Genomic DNA, 19,467 nt, shown 5'->3' on the forward strand with positions numbered 1-19,467 from the left:
AGCGGGAGATCAGGAAGCCACGCACAGATCGCGGATCAGCTTCGCCACGTGACCGGTCGCGCGGACGTTGTAGAAGGCGTGGGCGATCTTGCCGTCGGCGTCGACGACGAACGTCGAGCGGATGACGCCCAGGTAGGTCTTGCCGTAGTTCTTCTTCTCGCCGTACGCGCCCCACGCCTCGATGACGCCCTTCTCGGGGTCGCCCAGCATCGGGAACGTCAGCTTCTCGGTCTCGACGAACTTCGCGAGCTTCGCCTGCTTGTCCGGCGAGATGCCGATCACCTGGTAGCCGGCGTCGTTCAGCTCGGCGAGGTTGTCGCGGAAGTCGCAGGCCTGCTTGGTGCAGCCCGGAGTGCTCGCCGCCGGGTAGAAGTACACGACGACGGACTTGCCGCGGAAGTCGCGCAGCGAGACGTCCTTGCCCTCGCTGTCGGGCAGGGTGAAGTCCGGGGCTTCGTCGCCGGGGGAAAGTCGCTCGGTCATATGCCGAGCGTAACGTCAGGCGGGTCCGCAGTAGGTGACCGCGGCGGCCTCGGTCGCGCTCGGGCGGATCTGCAGCCGCAGCTGCGTCGGCTCCTGCGGTACCGCGAAGGCCAGCGTGACGTGCACCGAGCGGCCGGGCAGGACGTCCTTGCCCGCGTCGGTGATGCCGGTGAACCCCTGGGTCGTGTCCACGACCTGCTTGACCGGCGTGCCCGCCGAGGTGGCGGCGACGGTGAGGCCCGAGAGCTTGTACGTCGTCGCGCCGTCGTTCGTCAGCTCGACGTCGAAGGCCGCGCCGCGCGGGCTGCTCGGGTACGCCGATGCGCTGGGCTTGAACGACTCCGGCGAGCCGACCGAGATGGTGACGCCGCTGGCGAACCGGTGGTCGGCGCCGAACTTGAGGTCGTTGCCCGCCTGCGCCGCGCTGGCGCCCGCCTGGCCGCCGCCCGCCCCGAGGGCCGCGGTGCCGTCCTTTGCCGACGGGACCCCGCACGCCACCGCCAGGGAAAGCAGTCCTGTGGTGAACATGATCTTGCATGTGCGCGCGAGCGCCATCGCAGGTACTCCAGTCGGCGGGTCGGGGGTGCCGTTCGGCAACGGGGCGTGCCGGGCGAACCCGCTCCACTCTGGCCGTGATCGCGCGTGGTTACGAGCGGACACGGGGGGTTGTCGCGCACCTGGTGCCGCGCCGTGGCCAATCCGTGACCGGAACGGCACGGGTGGTGACAATCACCGCCGACATGCCACTTAAACGGCGAGTGCGAACAGCAGGATGAAGATCGCCACGCCGGCCACCCAGGCGGCCATCAACCAGCCGAAATCCCGGATGGGGTCGACCGCGCGGCTCTCCTCGCCGGGCACGTAGACGCCACGCTCCTCGAACCAGTCGGCCCAGCGGGTGAACCAGCTCAACGGGTTGCGCGACGACATGCTTCACCTCCGGGCACCGGCCTACCCGTCACAGTACGGGTACGGCCGTGCTCGCCGGAAGGCGAGTGACCGCTCACCGCCCGTGACCTGACGTGCCACGGGCGGGTGAACGCCGACGTCTCTCGTGTAGATCTTCAGAGGGCTTCGTTGCGCTGCAGGATCGAGACCGCACGGACGGTCGCGTAACCGCTCCACTCGAGCTCCGCCGCGGGCGAATAGCTGGCGAAGTCGACCCGCCAGCCGCCGTCGTCGTGCTGCTCACCGGCGAGCCGCCGCAGCTCTCCGTCGATCACGTCGTCCTTGAACAACGCGCGGGCCGGGCGGTCCGGCAGCGGCGCGAAGTCCAGTGCGCGCAGGGTTTCCCCCGCCGAGCCGCCGGCCACCGGGACCAGGCCGTCGGGGGAGACGAACGGCGCCAGCCGGTCCAGCAGCGTCGCCGCTTCGGCGTGGAAGTCGTGGGCCGCGTCCACGAAACCCACCGCGAACGACAGCGCGATCGCGTGCGGCGCCTCGCTCAGCGCACGGATTTCGCGGAAGCAGTACTCCGTCGCCGCGGCGAGCCACGGGTGTTCGCGCACGGCCCGGTCGTGGCGGGCGACGCGCAGGGCGACACTCGCGGCGAACGCCGTGCTCTGCAACGCGGCCCGCGTCGGATCGGCCTGGACCCAGAAGGGCGCGCAGCCCGCCGGGTCCGCCACGGGCAGGGCGAACGGCAGGCCGCCGTCCGGGGTGGAGACCGAAGCGAGCCAGTCGCAGAGCCGGGCCGCGTGCGGGGAGGTCGCCGGCGCTACGTCCTCGAACACCTCGAAGGCGTGGAGGGCGCCGCCGGGCTGGCTCTCCGGCGCCCGCAGGTCGGGCTCGAGGCCCCAGCCGTAGCCCCCGTCGGGATTGCGGTAGCCGTCGACGGCGGCCAGCACGGCGTCAGCGCCGGTCTCGCCGCTGAGCAGCTCGAAGCGGCGTCGGTCCAGGAGCCGGGCGTGCGTCGCCATGAACGACGCCGCCGCGGAAAGGTTCACAGCCATGCGGTCAGCGTCGCACCGTCGTGGCCGCGGGTCTTGAACGGATCGGACCTCACGGCAGCCGCGGGCCGGCCGGGGCGACGGCCGCGCGCAGCCGGGCCGCGTCCTGGCCGGGCGGGGCGCCGAACAGGCGGCGGTACTCGCGGTTGAACTGCGACGGGCTGTCGTAGCCGACGAGGTGCCCGATGCCCGCGACGTCGCCCGCGTCGGCCAGCAGCAGCGAGCGGGCCTCCTGCAGGCGGATGCGCTTCTGGAACTGCAGCGGGCTCATCGCCGTGACCGCGCGGAAGTGCCGGTGGAACGCCGACGGGCTCATCCCGCTCAGCTTCGCGAGCTCGTCGACCCGCATCGGCTCGGCGTGGTTCTCGCGGATCCACCGGATCGCCCGGCCGACGTGCGCCAGCCCGCTGTCGGCCAGGCCGATCTGGCGGAGCAGGCCGCCGTGCGGGCCGGTCAGCAGCCGCCAGAGGATCTCCCGCTCGATCAGCGGGGCGAGCACGCGCGCGTCGGCGGGGTGGCCGACCAGCCGCACCAGCCGGACGACGGCGTCGAGCAGTTCGGGGCTCGCGTCCCCGGTCGCGATCGGCGACGACGGCGGGGTGCGCGCGAACCGGCCGGGCGGGGCTTCGAGCATCAGCGGGGCGATGGCCGCGGGCCGCAGGGCCAGTCCCACGCCCAGTGCCGGCGTCTCCGGCGTCGCGCCGACGAAGTGGCCGGTCACCGGCAGATCGGTGCTGACCAGCAGGTACTGCCCGGCGCGGTACTCGTGCACCTGCTCGCCGAGCAGCAGGCGCTTGCCGCCCTGGGCCATGACGACCAGGAGCGGCTCGGCCAGCGAGTGGTGCGGCTCGCTGGTGTCCACTTCGGACAGCAGCAGGCCCGGGATCGGCGTGCGCAGGTCGGCGCGCGCGTGGGTGGCGACGAGGTCGCGGAGCTCGGTCAGCACTCAACAAGGGAAGCACGTCGGTTTGACACTCGCAATCGAAGTCGAGCGGATCGTGCAAGAGCCGACGTCGATCGATCTACCGTCGAGCTGGGGTTTCGCGGTTTCCTAGTGGTGGTCAATCCGACACCAGAGGAGAGTTCCATGACACTCGACCACTACGTCACCCTCGGCCGGTCCGGGCTGCGCGTCAGCCCGTTCGCGCTCGGCGCGATGACCTTCGGCGAGGATCCCGGCGGCGCGGGCTGCAGCGTCGAAGAGTCCGAGAAGATCCTCGAGACCTACCTCGACCTCGGCGGGAACTTCGTCGACACGGCCAACTTCTACACGAACGGCCACTCGGAGAAGATCCTCGGCGACTTCTTCGCGGCGCGGCCGGGCCTGCGCTCGCACGTGGTGCTGGCGTCGAAGTTCTTCGGCAACATGCACCCGGGCGACCCCAACGGCGGCGGCGCGGGTCGCGCGTCGATCATCGCCCAGCTCGAGGAGACGCTGCGGCGGCTGCGGACCGATCACCTCGACCTGTACTGGCTGCACAACTGGGACCGCCACACGCCGATCGAGGAGACCCTGCGGACCCTCGACGACCTCGTGCGCGCGGGCAAGGTCCGCTACATCGGCTTCTCGAACACCCCGGCGTGGGTCACCGCGCAGGCCCAGACGACGGCGCTGCTGCGGGGCTGGACGCCGCTGGTCGCGCTGCAGGTGGAGTACTCGCTGCTGGCGCGGACGGTGGAGGGGGAGCTGGCACCGTTCGCGCTCGACCAGGGCATCGCGCTGACGCCGTGGAGCCCGCTGAAGAACGGGTTCCTGTCGGGCAAGTACCGGCGCGACGGCGCCGTCGACTCGGCGCGGGCGGCCTTCGTCGGCGGCCCGACGGAGGAGGAGTTCGCCGTGATCGACGTGGTGGCCGCGATCGCGTCGGACCTGGACACGACGTCCGCGGCGGTGTCCTTGGCGTGGTTGCGGGCCCGGCCGGGCACGGTGGTCCCGATCGTCGGCGCCCGGCGGCTGGAGCACCTGACCGGCAACCTCGCGGGCCTGGACGTGACGCTCTCGGCGTCGGACCTGGCGCGCCTGGACGAGGTTTCGGCGCCGACGCTCGACTACCCGGCCCCGATGCACGGCGCCCAGCGCGCGATGCTCCAGTTCGCGGGCACGACGGTCGACGGCGAACCGTCCACTGTGTACCCGCCGCTGCTGCAGAGCGACGTCCGCTACTGACTCTTGAGGCGGGCCAGGACTTCGTCGAGGCCTTGCCGCGTCGGGGCGTCCCGCATCGCGGCTCGGAACTGCTCGTTGATCCCGCCGGGCGTTTCGTGCTTGCGGGCCAGCTCTTCGAGGGTGCCGTCGTGGGCGGCGAGGGTGCGGCCGAGCTCGCCGTAGACGTGGGCGATGTAGCCGTCGGCGTCGGCGGGCGTGACGCCGTGCTCGGCCATCCAGCCCGCGATGGCGGCGAGCTGCCCGAGGTGGGCGGCGAAGGTGGCGGTCGCGGCGCTGAAGGTGTCGAGGGTCGCTTCGTCCGCGGGGACGACGACGTCACCGACGCTCTCGAAGAGCGCCCGCGCATCGACGTCGTCGGGGTACATCGCGGTGCGGCTGGCGCGGCGGCTCGCGGTCGGCAGCGGGATGGACCGGACGATCCGCGTGGCCGGCGCGACCCACTCCTCGAGCCGGTCCAGGGACACCCCGGCGACCGCGCTCACCACCACGTGCTCCGGCCGGAAGGTGATTTCCCCCAGCACTTCCCGGACGACCTGCGGCCGCACGGCGACGACGACGGTGGTCGCGTTGTCGAGCACTTCCTGGTTGCTGCCGCACACCCGCACGTTCGGGAACCGGGCGGCCAGGTCGTGCGCGATGGCGTGGTTGCGCGGGGAGAGGAACACCCGCGGTGCCCCGGTGCTCAGGCCTTCGACGATGGCGGCGGTGAGCTCGCCGGTGCCCACGAACCCGTACGACTGCATGGCGAACCCTAACCGCGGAACGTCCGCCGGTAGGTGTCCGGGGGCACGCCGACCGTGCGGTTGAAGTGCCTGCGCAACGTCGTCGCCGTGCCCATGCCGACGGCCGCCGCGATCGTGTCGACTCCCGAGTCCGTCTTCTCGAGCAGCTCCTGCGCCCGGCGGATCCGCTGGACCAGCAGCCACCGCAGCGGGGTCGTGCCCGTCGCGGCGTGGAAGTGACGGGTCAGGTGGCGGGTGCTGACCTTCGCCTGCTTGGCCAGGTCCTCCACCGTCAGCGGCTGGTCGAGCCGCGCGGTGATCCACGGGAGCAGCGCGGCGAGCGGGTGGTCGTCCCGGGCCGGGACCGGGGCCGACACGAACTGGGCCTGCCCGCCGGCGCGGTGCGGGGGCACGACCAGCCGGCGGGCGACCGCGTTGGCGGCCGACGGGCCGTGGTCGGCGCGGACGAGGTGCAGGCAGAGGTCCATCGCGGCGGCCTTTCCCGCCGACGTCAGCACGCTGCCGTTGTCGACGTACAGCACGTCCGGGTCCACCGTCACCCGCGGGAACCGGGCGGCGAGGACGTCGGTGTGCGCCCAGTGGGTGGTCGCGCGGAGGCCGTCCAGCAGGCCGGCCGCGGCCAGTACGAACGCGCCCGTGCAGAGCGACGCCACCCGCGCGCCGGCCGCGTGCGCCGCCCGCACCGCCTCGACGAGGTCGGCCGGCGGGTCCGCGTCGACGTCGGCCCAGCCGGGCACGATCACGGTGCCGGCGCGCGCGAGCCGGTCGAGCCCGCGGTCGGGTTCGAGGAGGAACCGCCCGACCCGCACCGGGCCCGAGCCGCAGACGGCGAAGTCGTACCGCGGATCCTCGCCGAACACTTCGGACGCGATCGTCAGCTCGAAGGGCAGCATCCCGTCGGTGGCGGCGAGCGCGACTGCGTGCATGTCCGAAAGTGTACGCATCCCGTCGTTCCGGACACTGTCGCCGGCGCGGAGCCGTCACGAAGATGGATTCATGACTTCGGTACTGGTGTACGGCGCCTACGGGCACACAGGTCGTTTCGTGGTGGCGGAGCTGCGCAGCCGCGGCTTCGAGCCGATTTTGTCCGGCCGTGACGCGGCTAAGTTGCCCGGCGGCCGGCCCGCTTCGGTCGACGACCCGGCCTCGCTCGACCGCGCGCTGGACGGCGTCGCGGCGGTGATCAACTGCGCGGGCCCGTTCGCGGCGACGGCCGTCCCCCTGATCGAGGCGGCGGCACGCGCCGGCGTCCCGTACGTCGACGTCGCGGCCGAGATCGAAGCCAACCTGGACACGTTCGCCCTGGAGGCGGACACGGTGGTGGTGCCGGCGATGGCGTTCTTCGGCGGCCTGGCCGACCTGCTGGCCACGGCGGCGATGGGCGACTGGCGGTCGGCGGACGCGATCCACGTGGCGTACGCGCTCAGCAGCTGGCGTCCGACGGCCGGGACGCTGAACGCGGGTCAGGTGTCCCGCGAACGCCGCGACGGCCGCCGCGTCCGCTACGCGAACGGCCGCCTGGAGCACCGCGACGACGCCCTGCCGACGCTGGACTGGACGTTCCCCGAGCCCCTGGGCCCGCAGCCCGTCTTCGGCGAGTTCTCGATGGCCGACATCGTCACGATCCCCCGTCACCTGACGGTTCCCAGCGTGACGAGCTACATGACGGTCAACGCGGCCAAGGACCTGTTCGCGGGCGGAGAGCGCGACTCGGCCGAGAGCTTCGTGGTCGACGTGGCGGTCCGCGCGAACGGCGAAGAGCGCCGGGCGACTGCTCGCGGCGAGGACATCTACGCGGTGAGCGCCCCACTGGCGGTGGAGGCGGTGGACCGCATCCTGAGTGGACGGACGAAGGTGAAGGGCGTCGCGGCGGCGGGGGAGATCTTCGACGCGAAGGACTTCCTGCGGGCACTGGCACCGCACGTCACGGTCGAACTGCCCTGAGCCAAGGAAACCCACAGCCGACGACCAAAGGTGACCGCAGCCGGGGGTCCGGGGGCGGAGCCCGCCGGGCGGGGTCTGGGGGTCGCACCCCCAGGAGATACGACGAAGCGAAGGAGCCCGGCGAAGGCGCGAAGCGCGGAGAAGGGGCTCATGAGCGGAGTGGGCCCGGAGAGACTCGAACTCTCACTGGCACGGACCTAAACCGTGTGCCTCTGCCAATTGGGCTACGGGCCCGCTGCAGGAGGAAGCGTAGCGTGCGGCGTGGCCCCTGCGGCGGCGGTGGGGCGGTCGACTAGGTTGGGGCCTGGAAGTCACTGCGGCGAGGAGGACACGTGGCCCGCGATCCCGAGACGATCGAGCGTGAGATCGAGCAGGCCAGGACTGCTCTGGCGGCGACGCTCGATCAGCTGACCGTCAAGGCCGACCCGAAGAAGCTCGCGGACGCGGCGAAGAATGGTGTGCGCGCGAAGCTGGACAACCCCAAGGTCAAGTACCCGCTGATCGGCGGGGGCATCCTGGTGCTCGTCCTGCTGGTGCGCAAGCTCCTCAAGTAAGCGCTCAGGCGCGGGCCTGCTCCGCCGTCTTCTCGGCGGCGGGGGCGGGCTCGGCCGCCGGCTTGCTTTCCTCGACGGCCTTCGGGAGCTGCTTGCTCGGCGGCAGCTGCGGCTTCTTCTCGGCAGCCGAAGCCGCCGGAGCCGCCGAAGCCGCGGCCGGCTCCTTCTCGGTGGTCTGCTGCTTCGGCACACTGCCGGGCGGCGGGACCTCGAGCGGCGCCTGCTTCGGGAGCGTCAGCCGGGCCGTCATGTAGGTCTGGGTGAATTCGAGCGCACTGCCGTTGAGCAGGTGCACGACCGTGTTCCGGCCGTCGCCGCCGAGCTCCTCGACCAGCTGGTCGGCCCGGTCGCGCGCGGCGATGATGCCGGGCGCGCGAGCGGTCAGCTCCTTGCCGCGGCCGCTGACCGTGATCGCCCAGTCGGCGTCCTCGCGGACGTACGCCGCCGTGATCGCTTCCACCATCTGCCTCACGCCCCTCTCGATGCCTTACACAACCGTGACGCGGTCGTCGCGATTCCATGACGCTGCTTTCGGATCACGTTGTCCGCGCCCCCTCTCGGTCGTGAAGGTCCAGCACACTTTCTACCGTGTCTTCAGTACCGTAGAGCAACTCTGTGTCACACGACACGACAGCGCTGAGTAACGACCGAATGGCCTAATGCACGCGCAGGTTACCGTGCACGGCTCCGCAGGCCGCTCCACAGCACGTCCATGGCGTATTCGGTGGCCATCTCGGGGCTCACCTCATCGTGTCGCTCGCACCAGATCGCGAGCCGTTCGCACGCCCCGACCACGAATTCCGCGGCCGCTTCGGCCCGCAGGTCGTCGCCGCTGTCGAAGTAGCCGCTCATCAGCGCGGCGATCAGGTCGGTCTGCTGGCGCCGGGTCTCCTCGACCTCGTCCGCGGCCGGCGTGCCGATCAGTGCCATCTCGTGGCGCAGCAGCGACCACGCCTGGCGCCGTTCCCGGATGAAGACGAAGAAGGCCAGCAGGCCGCGGCGCAGCGCGTCCTCGGCGGTGGTCGCGCCGACCGTCGCCTGCTCGGTGACCTCGCGCAGGATCGACCGCGACTCGCGGATGCAGGCCAGCAGGAGGCCTTCCTTCGAGTTGAAGTACTCGTAGAGCATCGGCTTCGAGACGCCCACCAGTTCGGCGATCTCGTCCATGGACGCCGCCGCGTAGCCGCGCGCCGAAAACACCTGCTCGGCGACCTCGACCATCTGCCGCATCCGCTCGGCCCGGGGCATGCGCTTGCGCTTCGCGGTGGTCACGAGGAACACTCTACCGGTAGTAACCTACTCTGAGTAAGATGGACGACGAGTAACAGGAATCGGGAGGCGCGATGGGCAACCGCACGGAGACCGGGGTCGTCATCGTCGGGACGGGGTTCTCCGGTCTCGGGATGGCGATCCAGCTGCGCAAGGAGGGGCGTGACGACTTCGTCATCCTCGAGAAGGCGCACGACGTCGGCGGCACCTGGCGCGACAACAGCTACCCCGGGTGCGCCTGCGACATCCCGTCGCACATGTACTCGTTCTCCTTCGAGCAGAACCCCGGCTGGTCGCGGGCCTACTCGCCGCAGCCTGAGATCTGGCGGTACATGCGCGAGGTCGCCGACAAGCACGACCTGCGGCGCTTCGTCCGCTTCGGCCAGGAGATGACCGGCGCCCGCTGGGACGCCGACGAGAACCGCTGGCACGTCGCCACGAGGGGCGGAGACGAGTTCGTGGCGGGCGCGCTGGTCGCGGGGGTCGGGGCGCTGCACCTGCCGCAGATCCCGGAGCTGCCCGGGATCGAGGACTTCGCGGGCCCGGCGTTCCACTCGGCGCGGTGGCGTCACGACGTCGACCTGAAGGGCAAGAAGGTCGCCGTGATCGGCACTGGCGCCAGTGCGGTCCAGTTCGTGCCGAAGATCGCGCCGGACGTCGAAGAGCTGACGCTGTTCCAGCGCACGCCGCCGTGGATCATGCCTAAGGCCGACCACGAGATGTCCGGGCGCACGCGCGCGCTGTTCAAGGCGTTCCCGCCGGCCCAGCGCGCCTACCGGAACGTCCTGTACTGGCTGCTCGAAGCGCGCGCGATCGGCTTCAACGGCCAGTCGTGGGTGATGAAGCTCGGCCAGCGCCTGGCCAAGCGCAACATCGACCGCGCGATCACCGACCCGGCACTGCGGCGCAAGGTGACGCCGGACTACACCATGGGCTGCAAGCGCGTGCTCATCTCCAACGACTACTACCCGGCGCTGGCCCGGGACAACGTCGACGTCGTCACCGACGGCGTCCGGGAGGTCCGCGAGCACAGCGTCGTCGACGCGGCGGGGGTCGAGCACGAGGCCGACGTCATCGTCTACGGCACCGGCTTCCACGTCACCGACGCCTTCGACGACCTGGAGATCGTCGGGCGCGACGGGCGCAACCTGGGCAAGGAGTGGGCGACCGAGGGGATGCGGACGCACCTCGGGATCACCGTCGCCGGCTTCCCGAACCTGTTCTTCCTGCTCGGCCCGAACACCGGCCTCGGCCACAACTCCGTCGTGTTCATGATCGAGGCGCAGATCTCCTACGTCGCCGAGGCGCTGCGGCTGGCCCGCGGCAGGGCCATCGAGCCGAAGCCCGAGGCGCAGGAGCGGTTCAACACCGCGATCCAGCGCAAGCTGGCGAAGGGGATTTGGACGCGCGGCGGCTGCAAGAGCTGGTACCTGGACGCGAAGGGCGTCAACCGGACGATCTGGCCGGGCTTCACCTGGCGGTACTGGCTGGACACGCGGAAGGTGCGTCGCGAGGACTTCCGGGTCGGCTGAGGGTCGTGAGTGAGAAACAGTGTTCTAACCCTGTTTCTCACTCACGACCGCGGGGGATCAGCGGGAGACGTAGCGGCGGAGGCGGCCGATCAGGTCCACGGTCGGCAGCTCGCACAGTTCGGCCATGCGCTCGAGCGCCGGCAGGTCGAGCGCGACCTCGGCGGCACCCTGCTCGCCGGCCTGCCGCAGCCGGTCTTCGGCCCAGCGGCGCAACGGCTGCAGGTCGACCGACGCGTCGGCGACGACCTTGCGCAGGTCGACGCGGACCCGGCCGGGCTCGTCGACGAAGACCCGGCGGTGCACCTTGGCCAGCAGGTCCTGGGGCAGCTCGTCCATCGCGACGCACAGTTCGACCAGGCGCACCACCGAGCACTGTCTGGTGCCCAGTTCGTAGGTGGCCAGCGTCTGCAGCGAGATCTCGCTCTGCAGGTGCTGGTTCAGCTCCTTGCGCGTCCATCCTCGGCTGCGCCTGAGCTTGCGGAGCTCGTCTCCGAGTATCCGCTGATAGTCCTCAGCGTCGATCAGCACATCAATGTCCCCTGCCGTGCTCTCCCGCGGCACCCTCACGGTGGTGACAACATTCCCGTGCAGGTGCACCCTCACGTTGTATGTAAGTGCGCGAGAGCCCGGCCCTTACGCGATTCCGGGCATGTCTTTGATACCGATTGCGCGAGTTAGGCCGATCGGGTTAACGGCAGGTGGCCGTGCGTGCAATTTGCAGTGTGCAGACGACTCAAGCGATCGCAGTGTCCCTGATGGACGGTCCGGGGACCGGCGTCGTCAGTTGACGCAGGGGACGCCTTCGGCGGTGATCGGCTTGTCCTCGGCCGCGGTCGGCGGCGGCGCGGCGGCCTGCGAAGGCGAGCCCGCGGCCGCGCCGGAACCGGCGCCCGAGTCGGCGCTCGTGCCCTGGTAGTCCGAGCCGAGGAACACCATCACGTGCCCCGCCTGGACGCTCTTGTCCTCTTGGATCGTCGGCGAGCCGCCGAGCGCGTCCGCGACGGCCTGGCCCTTGTCCTTGCCGCCCTTCGGCACCCAGATGACCGTGGTCTTGCGCGAGGTCGAGTTCGCCGTGTCGCCGGAGGCGAAGCCCTTGGCGTCGAGGGTCTTGGCGACGCTCGCGGCCAGCCCGGTCTTGCCGGAGGCGTTGCGGACGTCGACCGTGGTCGCCTTGTTCGCGGGGTCGGCCTGGTCCGCCGGCGGGGCCGTCTGGCCCGGCTGCGGCCCGGCGAGGCTCTGGACGAACTGCTTCACCTCGGCGGGGTCGACCTGGATGGCCGTGCCGTCTTCGGGGGTCTTGTACTCGATGTTCTTCACCGGGATGGTGCGGAACTCGAGCTGGCCGCCGGTCAGGCCCTTCATCTGCTGGGCGAACCCGAAGACGTCCCAGTTCTGGTTGAGCACGACCGACTTCTTGATGGCGTCGATCAGGTCGGACAGCTTGCCCGGGTTGGTCAGCGTGCCGGCCGAGAGCACCTTGCGGGCCATGCCGGCCATGAACACCTGCTGGCGGACGACCCGGTCGAGGTCGCCGTTGGGCAGGCCGTGGCGCTGCCGGACGAACTCGAGCGCCTCGACACCGGAGATCGTGTGCTGCCCCTTGGTGAAGTTCGCGCCGGAGTACTGGTCCTTGACGTTGTTGTTCAGGCAGACGTCGACGCCGCCGATGGCCTTCGTGATTTCGCTGAAGCCGAGCAGGTTGACAGCGGCGTAGTTGTCGATGGTCGACCCGGTGAGCTTCTCGATGGTCTCGATGAGCTCCTTCGCCCCGGCCTGGTTGGCCTGGACGTCGAGCTGCTTCGGGTCGGTGACGCCCTGCTTCTGCAGGTCCTTGCGGGCCTGCAGCATCGCGCGGGCGTACGCCGAGTTGATCTTGTGCTTGCCGTAGCCGGGGATGTCGACGTAGGAGTCGCGCGGCAGCGACATCGCGACGGCCTTGCTGCCGTCGTTCGGGATGTGCACGAAGATCAGCGAGTCGGTGTTGAGCTCGCCGTCGGAGTCGCCGGCACGGAGCTGGTCGAGCACCTCGCGCGAAAGCGGGTTGCCCTGGGCGTCGGTCCGGCTGTCGAGACCGACCAGCAGGATGTCGCGAGCGCCATCGGCGGGCTTGTCGCCACCGCCGCCGTCGCTGATCACGTTCGCGTAGTTCAGCCCGTTGACCAGGCCCTGCATGGCGGCCCACGCGTACCCGGTCAGGCCCATCACCAGCAGCGACACCACGGCCAGCGCGACCTTCGCGCCGCGGAAGGAGTTGCGGCGGGCCCGCGGGACCGGCCGCGGCTGGGGACGGCGAGGCGGCGGAGCCGTGCGACGCGCGTCCACCGGCTCGCGGCGGGGCGCCGGGCGGCGCGGTGGTGGGGTGCGCCGGCCTGGCTCGTCCGGCCGGGGACGGGCGGGGCGGCGGTCGCCTTGCCCGTTCCGAGGCGGGTGATCCACGCGGGCGACTCCTCACTGCTTCGATCGGTACTGCCAGGGGTTGGGACGCATGGTGCCTGCCCGTGGTTGCCGTAGCGTTACACATCCCCCTGTGAATGTGGCACGCACCACCCAGTTTCCCGCACGCCCGCCGGTTTCGCCTGGTCAGGACGTCGCATTTGCCGGTCTGCGAGCCGGCAGCAGGGTGCCCGCCGTCGCGAGCAGGGCGAACGCGGCCGTCGCCGCGTGGAGCGTGACGCCGAGGAGCTCGGACGTGCCGCCGCCGTCGGCGAACAGGAGCGAGGGCGCGCAGGCGAGCGCCGTGGTGAGCCAGGTGCCCGTCGCCGCGCCCGCGCCGAGCCGGATCGTGTGCAGCAGGAACACCCCGAGCAGCAGGTGCACCAGGCTCTGGATCGGGTCGAGCCGCAGGCCCAGCAGGTCGGCGTCGGCGGCCACCCCGCCGAAGCGGGTCAGCGCGAAGCCGAACACGCCGAGCGTCGCGTAGCCGATGCCGAACCCGGCCGCGGCCCTGGTCAGCAGCACCGCCCGGCGACCGGGGAGCTCGGCCGCGCGGGGCCGCCGGACGCCGTGGCCGTGCCGCTCGAACCACCAGAAGACCAGGGTCGCGGGCACCGCGAGCAGCCCGACCGCGACCAGCGTGCGCGGCCGGACCAGCCAGCTCAGCCCGTCGGCGATCCGGCCCGGGAGGTAGACGACGGCGACCAGCAGCAGCATCCCGGCGAGGAAGGCCAGGTAGAGGCTCATCGGCGCGCGCAGGACGAACCGGCTCGCGGCGGCGACGCGCGGGCGGTCGCCCAGCCGGGCGAGCGGGCCGGCCAGGAGCCCGAGCACGCCCAGCTGGACCAGGCCGAGCAGCAGCACGCCCCACGGCGGGGCCGAGAACGCCGCCGGGGCGCCCGGGCTGCCGAGCAGGACGGGTGGCCCGTCCCGCAGGACACTCGCCACGACCAGCCCGGCGAGACCGGTCGCGGCGGCCGCGGCGAGCAGCCGTCGCGACGGACGGACGCCGTCGGCGTGCGCGAAGGCGAGCTGCTGGGCGAGGAGCGCGAGGGCGAACGTCGCCGCGAAGCGGGGCAGCGGCGAGCCGGTCGCGTCGGCGGCGAGCTCGCCGCCGACGACCAGCGCGAGGAGCCCGGCCGCCGCGCTCACCGGGGCGCGGCGGTGCAGGGCCAGCAGCGGGGGCGCGCAGACGATCGTCAGCAGGTAGACCCCGAGCAGCCACAGCGGGTGCAGCGCGATCCGCATGACCGTCGCGGTCGTCCCGGCCGGGATGCCGAGGAGCTCGAGCGCGAGCGGCGTCAGGAGGGCGACGACGGCGAAGATCAGCGCCGGGCGCAGCAGCGGGCTGGCGCGTTCGGCCAGGTAGTGGCGGTAGCCGCCGCCGTCGGCCTGTTCGGAGCGCCAGCCGGCCGCGTTGGCGTGGCCGCCGGCGAAGAAGATCAGCGGGACGAGCTGGGCGAGCCAGGTCAGCGGCCAGACCGACACCTCGGGCGCCCCGGCCCACTGCGCGAGCGCCGTCACCGACTCGCCGACGAGCAGGAGGACGACCCCGGCGGTGCCGAGCAGCGCCCACCGGCTGACCGGCGCCGGGACGGCGGTGGTGCCGGTGGGAGCCGGGAGCCGCGGCTCGCGACGTGCGCGCAGCCAGCCGCGCAGCCGGACCACCAGCAGGCAGGCGATGACGAGCACGCCGGCGACCATGGGGCCGATCGGGTCGCCGACCGGCGGGCCCCAGCGCTGGTGCCAGGAGTTGACGACCAGGCCGGCCGAATAGAACGACGCGACGACCCGGCAGGTGCCCGCGGAGTTCATCGGGTTGAGGTCGCAGGCGTGGTGCATGTCGTGCGAGAGCTGGTTGTCGAGGGCTTCGCGGACCTCCGGGCCGAGCGGGTGGCCCTTGCGGTCGGCGTAGCGCAGCAGGTCGTAGCCGAGGTCGTGGGCCTTGCACGGCACGGCGTAGTCCCACTTGGTGTTGTCGTCGCCCCACGGCGTCGAGCAGCCGCCGTCGACGTGGACGGCGCGGACCGTGCCGTCGCGGGCCGGCATCGCGCCGGGGGTGACGCCGCTGAGCGCGGTGAAGTCCTTCGGCAGCAGCGCGAGGGCGTCGGGGTGCGGGCCCGGGTGGACCAGCGCCTCGATGGCGTTCTGCGCGGCGAGCACGTCGCCGGTGGGCGGGCCCTGGTCCGGCGGGGCCGGCGGGCGCGAGGAGATCAGGCCGAAGGCGAACACGACCAGCAGGACCAGCAGCAGCCAGCCGGACGTCGACCAGGGTCGGCGGACACGAGACGGCTCGGTCGGGGCTGGCATGGTCCCAGGGTGCCAGCCCCGACACGGCGGCGACACGGGGCTAACCCCCCAGTCCGGTTCTGCCCGATCGGGTGGCGCGGGGGACTGCCCCTTCTTACGTTTCGCGGCGGCGGTGCGCCCGTGACACTGGTCGCGGGGGTGCGGCGGACCAGGAGGCGTGCGGTGGGCTCGCGTTCGGTGCCTGTGGAGAACACGGTTTGCGCGTTGCACCGGCTGGCTCCGGGTGCCGCGCTGCGCCCGGTGTCCGCCGAGCTGGGGGTGCTGGCGGCCGCGTTGCGGGACTGCTCGCCCGAGGAACTGGCCGTCCGGTGTCCGGCGGCCGTCGTGCGGGTGGTGCTGGCCGCGCAGCTGCGGGCGCTCGGCCGGGCGATGACGGGCGTGTTCGGCCCGGAGGTCCGCGGCCCGGCGGCGGCCCGGCTGGTCCGGGCGGCGCGTTTCAGCGGGCGGTGCCGGGGAGCGCTGCTCGACCGGCTGAAGGCGGAGCCGGGACTGCGCGCGGCGGCGCTGGGCTGGGCGGAGGCGGCCGGCGGGCGGCTCCTCGCGGACGAGCTGCGCGGGATCCCGCCGGTCCCGGACGGTGCGGACGGCCGGTCCGCGGCGGAGCTGGTGGTGGCCGCGCTGCTGCCGCGGCCGGAGGACGGTGGCCGGGAGGTCCTGGTGCCGCGGCGCCTCGGCTCCGCCGGCTTCCTCGACGTCCGCTCGGTGCGTGCAGGCGAGCGCGGGTTCCGGGTCGACGTCCGGGCCGACCCGCCGGTCGAGCTGGTGCGCGACGGCGCGGGCCTCGCCCTGCGCGCGCTGTGGTGGAACGGCCTCGGCCGGGTGAGCGACGACCTCGGCCACGAGTACCTCATCCTCGCCAAGGACCCGGACGGCACCGGCGTGGTCCGGCACTGGTGCCACCCCCGCCCGGCGCCGGGCGCCCGCGTGCTGCGGCTGGAGTCGGCCGGCTACCGCGGCGAGCGCCTGCGGCTGGACCCGGCCGCGCCGGGGACGTCCGCCGAAGTGCTGGTGAAGCTCGAGCTCACGGTTCTCTTGGGGGCGTGACCGGCGCCGGTTCCGGGAGCCCGCCGCCCGGGGTGTCCGGCGCGAAACAGACCTGGTCGCGCCCGTTCTCCTTCGCCAGGTAGACCGCCGCGTCCGCCGACTGCAGCAGCCGCTCCAGCGTGTCGCCGTGGCGGGGGTGGCGGGCCACCCCGATCGAGGTGGTCCGGTCGGCGATCGTGGCCGGGTCGCCGCGTTTGTCGGTGGTCACGATGTGCAACTTGGCGATCGCGACCCGTATCCGCTCGGCCGCGTCCCAGGTCGACTCCTCATCGATGTCCGGGAGCAGAATGAGGAATTCCTCACCCCCGAAACGGCCGACCAAGTCACTCGGCCGCGTCACTTCGTCGAGGGTTTGCGCAACCGTCCGGAGCACGTCGTCACCCGCCGGATGTCCATAGGTGTCGTTAATCCACTTGAAGTGGTCGAGATCGACCATCAGCAGCGCCAGTTGATCACCCGATCGAGCGGTCCGTTCCAGTGCTCGCTCGGCCGACTCCGACCAGCCGCGCATGTTGAGAATCCCGGTTTTCGGGTCCGTCCGGACGTCGTTCTGCAGCTGGTCGAGTTCCGCGAGGCGATTGAAGACCACGGTGACCACGGCCATCACCGCCACCATCGGCGGCACGGCGGCGAGCAGGATCGCGGTCACCGCGCCGAGGCCGATGGTGATCGCTTCGAGGGTGTTGTCGGCGGGGCTGCCGAGCACGTTACGAACCGTGCGCCCGGCGGGGGAACCGAGCAGCAGGACCCCGCCCACGTACGCGATCTGGATGGCCTCGTAGATGGCCCCGGTGAGCACGATCGTGCCGAACTCGCGGAGGAAGCCGCTCCAGTCCGGCGGGCCCAGCAGGTGCGGTCCGAGCGAGGTGTAGGTGACGTGCGCGAGCGTGGCCGCGAGGCCGTGCGTGATCGACGAAAAAACGAAGTTGTGGGCCGGGCGGCGCGCGATGAACCAGTGCTGCGCCCGAATCACCGCGATGACGAAGAGAATCAGCGGAATCGGCAGGATCATCGCGGCGGAAAACGTCCACACGGCGGTGAGGTCGATCAGGACCGTTTTCGTCCGGTTCCGTCGTCGTTCTTCCTGTCGCTGGGTCAGCTGAATGTGCACGGTGGCACCCGCCGCCAGAATGGCGAAATTGATCCAGTCGTTTCCGGACGGAATCGGCGAGCGGGCGAAAGCGACGACGAGAATCGCGACCGCGACCGCTTCGGCGGCGAGCATGAACGCGATCTGCACCGGCCGGCGGCGCCACAGCGCCCAGTTGCGCGGCCGGTACGCGTGACCGGTCCGGGCGGTCGCGAGCGGACCACCGGTCGTGGTCGCCGACCCGTCCGTGGTCACGCCCTGTTCCGCCGCGCCATGGCCGAAGTCCTCGCCGGTGCCTGCCTGCCGCGTCGGCGCCGGCTCCTCCGGCGCGCCCGGCTCACCGTCCGGTCCTGGATGCAATTGGTCACCTCCTTTCCAGCCTAGCCGCCGTCTTGAGTAATCTCATCGGTACCTGGCAGAGTGTTCACACATTCCGCGGCCGGGTACCATCCCACAGCAACAGACCTGCCGAGGTCCCGGAGGAACTGCCGGGAACGCGGCGCAAAAGGTTCTGCGAGACTCTCCCCGCATGGAGGTGGCCCCCATGAGCAACCGCGACTTCTGAACCACCGTTGAATTGTCGCCCGCGACCCCCGCGAATGCGATTCATGATCTTGCGCACGGAGAGGTGGCATCCGATGGCCAACCGTGACTGGTGAACCGTCCCGGCCGGGAGATCCCGTTCCCCGCTCATGACGCCCGTGGCTCCGGTTCCGCTCCGCCGACCCGGCGCCAGGACAACGCGACCGGAACGGCCAGCAGCAGTCCCACCGCCCCCGCGAGCGCGATCGTCGCGTTCGCGGAACCGACCCATTGGGCCACCAGCCCGCCGATGCCGACGCCCACACCCTGGGCCACGCGCAGCCCGGTCCGGTAGAGCCCGCCGGCACTGCCCCGGATGTCGTTGGGCACCCACGTGATGAACGTGGCCGAGACCGTGATGACATACGCGCCCGTCGCGCCGGCCAGCGCGAGCAGGATCAGCGCGAACGCGAGGTTCGGCCGCAGCGCGAACGCCGCGAGCGCGGCCAGCGGCAGCGCGGCCAGCACCCCCAGCAGCCGTCGACGGTGCTCCGTCGAGACGAACCGCGAGAGCAGGAACGTCCCGACGACGAAGCCCAGCGGATCGGCGGCCAGCAGCCAGCCCACCGCCTGGTCGCCCGCGCCCAGCTGTGCGGCGAGCGGTGCGGCGAGGCCCTCCGGGATCACCGCGAGGCCGACGAGCCACGACAGGTAGAGCAGGACGCGGAGCCGTTCGTCGCCGAAAACCTGCCGGATGGCGCCGAACCACGGGGCGCCGCCGTCCCCCGCGGCCGCTCGCCGCCGCACCATCAGCCGCACGGCGACGGCGGCGACCAGGAACGTCGCCGCGTCGATCGCCAGCGCCCACGACGTGCCGATGCCGGTCACCAGCAGGCCGCCGGCGGCCAGGCCGGCCAGCATCGCCGTGTTGTTCGTGATCCCGCGCAGGTCCTGGCTCTGCAGGTAGACGTCGTCGTCGGTGAAGATCTCCCGGCCGAGCGCGTTCTGCGCCGCGTTGCCCGGCGCGTTCGCCAGCCGGGCGAAGACGAAGAGGACGAACAGCCAGCCCATCGGCATGCCGGGCACGGCCATCAGCCCGATCAGCACGGCCTGCGCGAGCGAGCCGGCCACCAGCACCGCGCGGCGCGGGAACCGGTCCGCGAGCTGGGACAACCCGAGCCCGCCGGCGAGCGCGGGCAGGAACGTCAGCGAGTAGACGACGGCCGAGAGCAGCGGCGACCCGGTCCGGTCGAAGATCAGGATGGCCAGCGCGACGATGGTCAGCTGGTCGCCGAGCATCGACTGCGTTTCGGCGAACCACAGCGCGCGGAACTCCCGGTTGGCCAGGACGGCCCGGAAGCGGGGTGTCGCGCGCGTCGTCACCTCGTAACCACCGTCCCCCGATCGAGTGAATATGGATCGCCCGC

Annotated in this window: 19 protein-coding genes and 1 tRNA gene; 5 read left to right on the forward strand and 15 right to left on the reverse strand. The window is 71.8% G+C overall.

The window, feature by feature from the left end; all coding sequences use genetic code 11:
* Window positions 1-9: 9 nt before the first annotated feature.
* The 5 genes from bcp to ACZ7OU_RS14780 all read right to left on the reverse strand — a co-directional run bounded on the left by bcp (window position 10) and on the right by ACZ7OU_RS14780 (window position 3,378).
* Complete coding sequence (bcp, locus tag ACZ7OU_RS14760) at window positions 10-483, reverse strand: thioredoxin-dependent thiol peroxidase (protein ID WP_470255369.1); 474 nt, start codon at window positions 481-483, stop codon at window positions 10-12.
* Window positions 484-498: 15 nt separating this feature from the next.
* Window positions 499-1,038 (reverse strand): hypothetical protein, encoded by a 540-nt coding sequence (locus ACZ7OU_RS14765; protein WP_470241417.1) that lies wholly within the window; start codon window positions 1,036-1,038, stop codon window positions 499-501.
* Window positions 1,039-1,230: 192 nt separating this feature from the next.
* Complete coding sequence (locus ACZ7OU_RS14770) at window positions 1,231-1,413, reverse strand: hypothetical protein (RefSeq protein WP_470241416.1); 183 nt, start codon at window positions 1,411-1,413, stop codon at window positions 1,231-1,233.
* Window positions 1,414-1,547: 134 nt separating this feature from the next.
* Entirely contained in the window at window positions 1,548-2,435 is an 888-nt protein-coding gene (locus tag ACZ7OU_RS14775; RefSeq protein WP_470255370.1) for a hypothetical protein, read from the reverse strand.
* Window positions 2,436-2,484: 49 nt separating this feature from the next.
* Window positions 2,485-3,378: an AraC family transcriptional regulator gene (locus ACZ7OU_RS14780; RefSeq protein ID WP_470255371.1), complete on the reverse strand. Its 894-nt coding sequence runs from the start codon at window positions 3,376-3,378 to the stop codon at window positions 2,485-2,487.
* Window positions 3,379-3,519: 141 nt separating this feature from the next.
* On the opposite strand from ACZ7OU_RS14780, the gene ACZ7OU_RS14785 reads away from it, so the two are divergent.
* Complete coding sequence (locus ACZ7OU_RS14785) at window positions 3,520-4,599, forward strand: aldo/keto reductase (RefSeq protein ID WP_470255372.1); 1,080 nt, start codon at window positions 3,520-3,522, stop codon at window positions 4,597-4,599.
* On the opposite strand, the gene ACZ7OU_RS14790 is transcribed toward ACZ7OU_RS14785, so the two are convergent.
* Both ACZ7OU_RS14790 and ACZ7OU_RS14795 read right to left on the reverse strand, forming a co-directional pair.
* Entirely contained in the window at window positions 4,593-5,342 is a 750-nt protein-coding gene (locus tag ACZ7OU_RS14790) for an NAD(P)-binding domain-containing protein (RefSeq protein ID WP_470255373.1), read from the reverse strand. The genes ACZ7OU_RS14785 and ACZ7OU_RS14790 overlap by 7 nt on opposite strands.
* Window positions 5,343-5,350: 8 nt before the next feature.
* A complete protein-coding gene (locus ACZ7OU_RS14795; protein ID WP_470255374.1) occupies window positions 5,351-6,268 on the reverse strand; it encodes a helix-turn-helix domain-containing protein in 918 nt (305 codons plus the stop codon).
* Window positions 6,269-6,338: 70 nt separating this feature from the next.
* Between ACZ7OU_RS14795 and ACZ7OU_RS14800 the strand changes: the two genes are divergently transcribed.
* The gene (locus ACZ7OU_RS14800) at window positions 6,339-7,286 is read left to right on the forward strand and encodes an NAD(P)H-binding protein (protein WP_470255375.1); all 948 of its coding nucleotides are present in this window, start codon (window positions 6,339-6,341) and stop codon (window positions 7,284-7,286) included.
* Window positions 7,287-7,446: 160 nt separating this feature from the next.
* Here the strand turns inward: ACZ7OU_RS14800 and ACZ7OU_RS14805 are convergent.
* A tRNA-Leu gene (locus tag ACZ7OU_RS14805) sits at window positions 7,447-7,520 on the reverse strand.
* A gap of 98 nt (window positions 7,521-7,618) precedes the next feature.
* Between ACZ7OU_RS14805 and ACZ7OU_RS14810 the strand changes: the two genes are divergently transcribed.
* Complete coding sequence (locus ACZ7OU_RS14810; RefSeq protein ID WP_470241409.1) at window positions 7,619-7,840, forward strand: DUF3618 domain-containing protein; 222 nt, start codon at window positions 7,619-7,621, stop codon at window positions 7,838-7,840.
* 4 nt (window positions 7,841-7,844) lie between these two features.
* Here ACZ7OU_RS14810 and ACZ7OU_RS14815 read toward each other — a convergent pair whose 3' ends face one another.
* Together ACZ7OU_RS14815 and ACZ7OU_RS14820 are read right to left on the reverse strand one after the other, a co-directional pair.
* Window positions 7,845-8,303, reverse strand: a complete 459-nt coding sequence (locus ACZ7OU_RS14815; RefSeq protein WP_470255934.1) for a hypothetical protein — start codon at window positions 8,301-8,303, stop codon at window positions 7,845-7,847.
* A gap of 209 nt (window positions 8,304-8,512) precedes the next feature.
* The gene (locus ACZ7OU_RS14820) at window positions 8,513-9,070 is read right to left on the reverse strand and encodes a TetR/AcrR family transcriptional regulator (RefSeq protein WP_470242397.1); all 558 of its coding nucleotides are present in this window, start codon (window positions 9,068-9,070) and stop codon (window positions 8,513-8,515) included.
* 113 nt (window positions 9,071-9,183) lie between these two features.
* Between ACZ7OU_RS14820 and ACZ7OU_RS14825 the strand changes: the two genes are divergently transcribed.
* A complete protein-coding gene (locus tag ACZ7OU_RS14825) occupies window positions 9,184-10,641 on the forward strand; it encodes a flavin-containing monooxygenase (protein WP_470255376.1) in 1,458 nt (485 codons plus the stop codon).
* A 57-nt stretch (window positions 10,642-10,698) separates the two neighbouring features.
* Here the strand turns inward: ACZ7OU_RS14825 and ACZ7OU_RS14830 are convergent, their stop codons facing one another.
* The 3 genes from ACZ7OU_RS14830 to ACZ7OU_RS14840 form a co-directional block, all read right to left on the reverse strand.
* Complete coding sequence (locus ACZ7OU_RS14830) at window positions 10,699-11,169, reverse strand: helix-turn-helix domain-containing protein (RefSeq protein ID WP_470255377.1); 471 nt, start codon at window positions 11,167-11,169, stop codon at window positions 10,699-10,701.
* 252 nt (window positions 11,170-11,421) lie between these two features.
* Window positions 11,422-13,077: an LCP family protein gene (locus ACZ7OU_RS14835; RefSeq protein WP_470255378.1), complete on the reverse strand. Its 1,656-nt coding sequence runs from the start codon at window positions 13,075-13,077 to the stop codon at window positions 11,422-11,424.
* Window positions 13,078-13,221: 144 nt separating this feature from the next.
* The gene (locus ACZ7OU_RS14840) at window positions 13,222-15,384 is read right to left on the reverse strand and encodes a phospholipase A2 (protein ID WP_470255379.1); all 2,163 of its coding nucleotides are present in this window, start codon (window positions 15,382-15,384) and stop codon (window positions 13,222-13,224) included.
* A gap of 162 nt (window positions 15,385-15,546) precedes the next feature.
* On the opposite strand from ACZ7OU_RS14840, the gene ACZ7OU_RS14845 reads away from it, so the two are divergent.
* Window positions 15,547-16,428, forward strand: coding sequence for a hypothetical protein (locus ACZ7OU_RS14845; protein ID WP_470255380.1), 882 nt, complete (start codon window positions 15,547-15,549; stop codon window positions 16,426-16,428).
* Here the strand turns inward: ACZ7OU_RS14845 and ACZ7OU_RS14850 are convergent.
* Both ACZ7OU_RS14850 and ACZ7OU_RS14855 read right to left on the reverse strand, forming a co-directional pair.
* Complete coding sequence (locus ACZ7OU_RS14850) at window positions 16,406-17,878, reverse strand: sensor domain-containing diguanylate cyclase (RefSeq protein WP_470241403.1); 1,473 nt, start codon at window positions 17,876-17,878, stop codon at window positions 16,406-16,408. The genes ACZ7OU_RS14845 and ACZ7OU_RS14850 overlap by 23 nt on opposite strands.
* A 330-nt stretch (window positions 17,879-18,208) precedes the next feature.
* Entirely contained in the window at window positions 18,209-19,423 is a 1,215-nt protein-coding gene (locus ACZ7OU_RS14855) for an MFS transporter (RefSeq protein ID WP_470255381.1), read from the reverse strand.
* Between the last annotated feature and the right edge of the window lie 44 nt (window positions 19,424-19,467).

It is taken from the genome of Amycolatopsis sp. NPDC114505 (assembly GCF_055633615.1).

Bases quoted from the DNA above. Each gene is read 5' to 3' on its own strand.
- bcp (WP_470255369.1), bottom strand. From the start codon at position 483: ATGACCGAGCGACTTTCCCCCGGCGACGAAGCCCCGGACTTCACCCTG.
- ACZ7OU_RS14765 (WP_470241417.1), bottom strand. From the start codon at position 1,038: ATGGCGCTCGCGCGCACATGCAAGATCATGTTCACCACAGGACTGCTT.
- ACZ7OU_RS14770 (WP_470241416.1), bottom strand. From the start codon at position 1,413: ATGTCGTCGCGCAACCCGTTGAGCTGGTTCACCCGCTGGGCCGACTGG.
- ACZ7OU_RS14775 (WP_470255370.1), bottom strand. From the start codon at position 2,435: ATGGCTGTGAACCTTTCCGCGGCGGCGTCGTTCATGGCGACGCACGCC.
- ACZ7OU_RS14785 (WP_470255372.1), top strand. From the start codon at position 3,520: ATGACACTCGACCACTACGTCACCCTCGGCCGGTCCGGGCTGCGCGTC.
- ACZ7OU_RS14790 (WP_470255373.1), bottom strand. From the start codon at position 5,342: ATGCAGTCGTACGGGTTCGTGGGCACCGGCGAGCTCACCGCCGCCATC.
- ACZ7OU_RS14795 (WP_470255374.1), bottom strand. From the start codon at position 6,268: ATGCACGCAGTCGCGCTCGCCGCCACCGACGGGATGCTGCCCTTCGAG.
- ACZ7OU_RS14800 (WP_470255375.1), top strand. From the start codon at position 6,339: ATGACTTCGGTACTGGTGTACGGCGCCTACGGGCACACAGGTCGTTTC.
- ACZ7OU_RS14815 (WP_470255934.1), bottom strand. From the start codon at position 8,303: ATGGTGGAAGCGATCACGGCGGCGTACGTCCGCGAGGACGCCGACTGG.
- ACZ7OU_RS14820 (WP_470242397.1), bottom strand. From the start codon at position 9,070: ATGCGGCAGATGGTCGAGGTCGCCGAGCAGGTGTTTTCGGCGCGCGGC.
- ACZ7OU_RS14825 (WP_470255376.1), top strand. From the start codon at position 9,184: ATGGGCAACCGCACGGAGACCGGGGTCGTCATCGTCGGGACGGGGTTC.
- ACZ7OU_RS14840 (WP_470255379.1), bottom strand. From the start codon at position 15,384: ATGCCAGCCCCGACCGAGCCGTCTCGTGTCCGCCGACCCTGGTCGACG.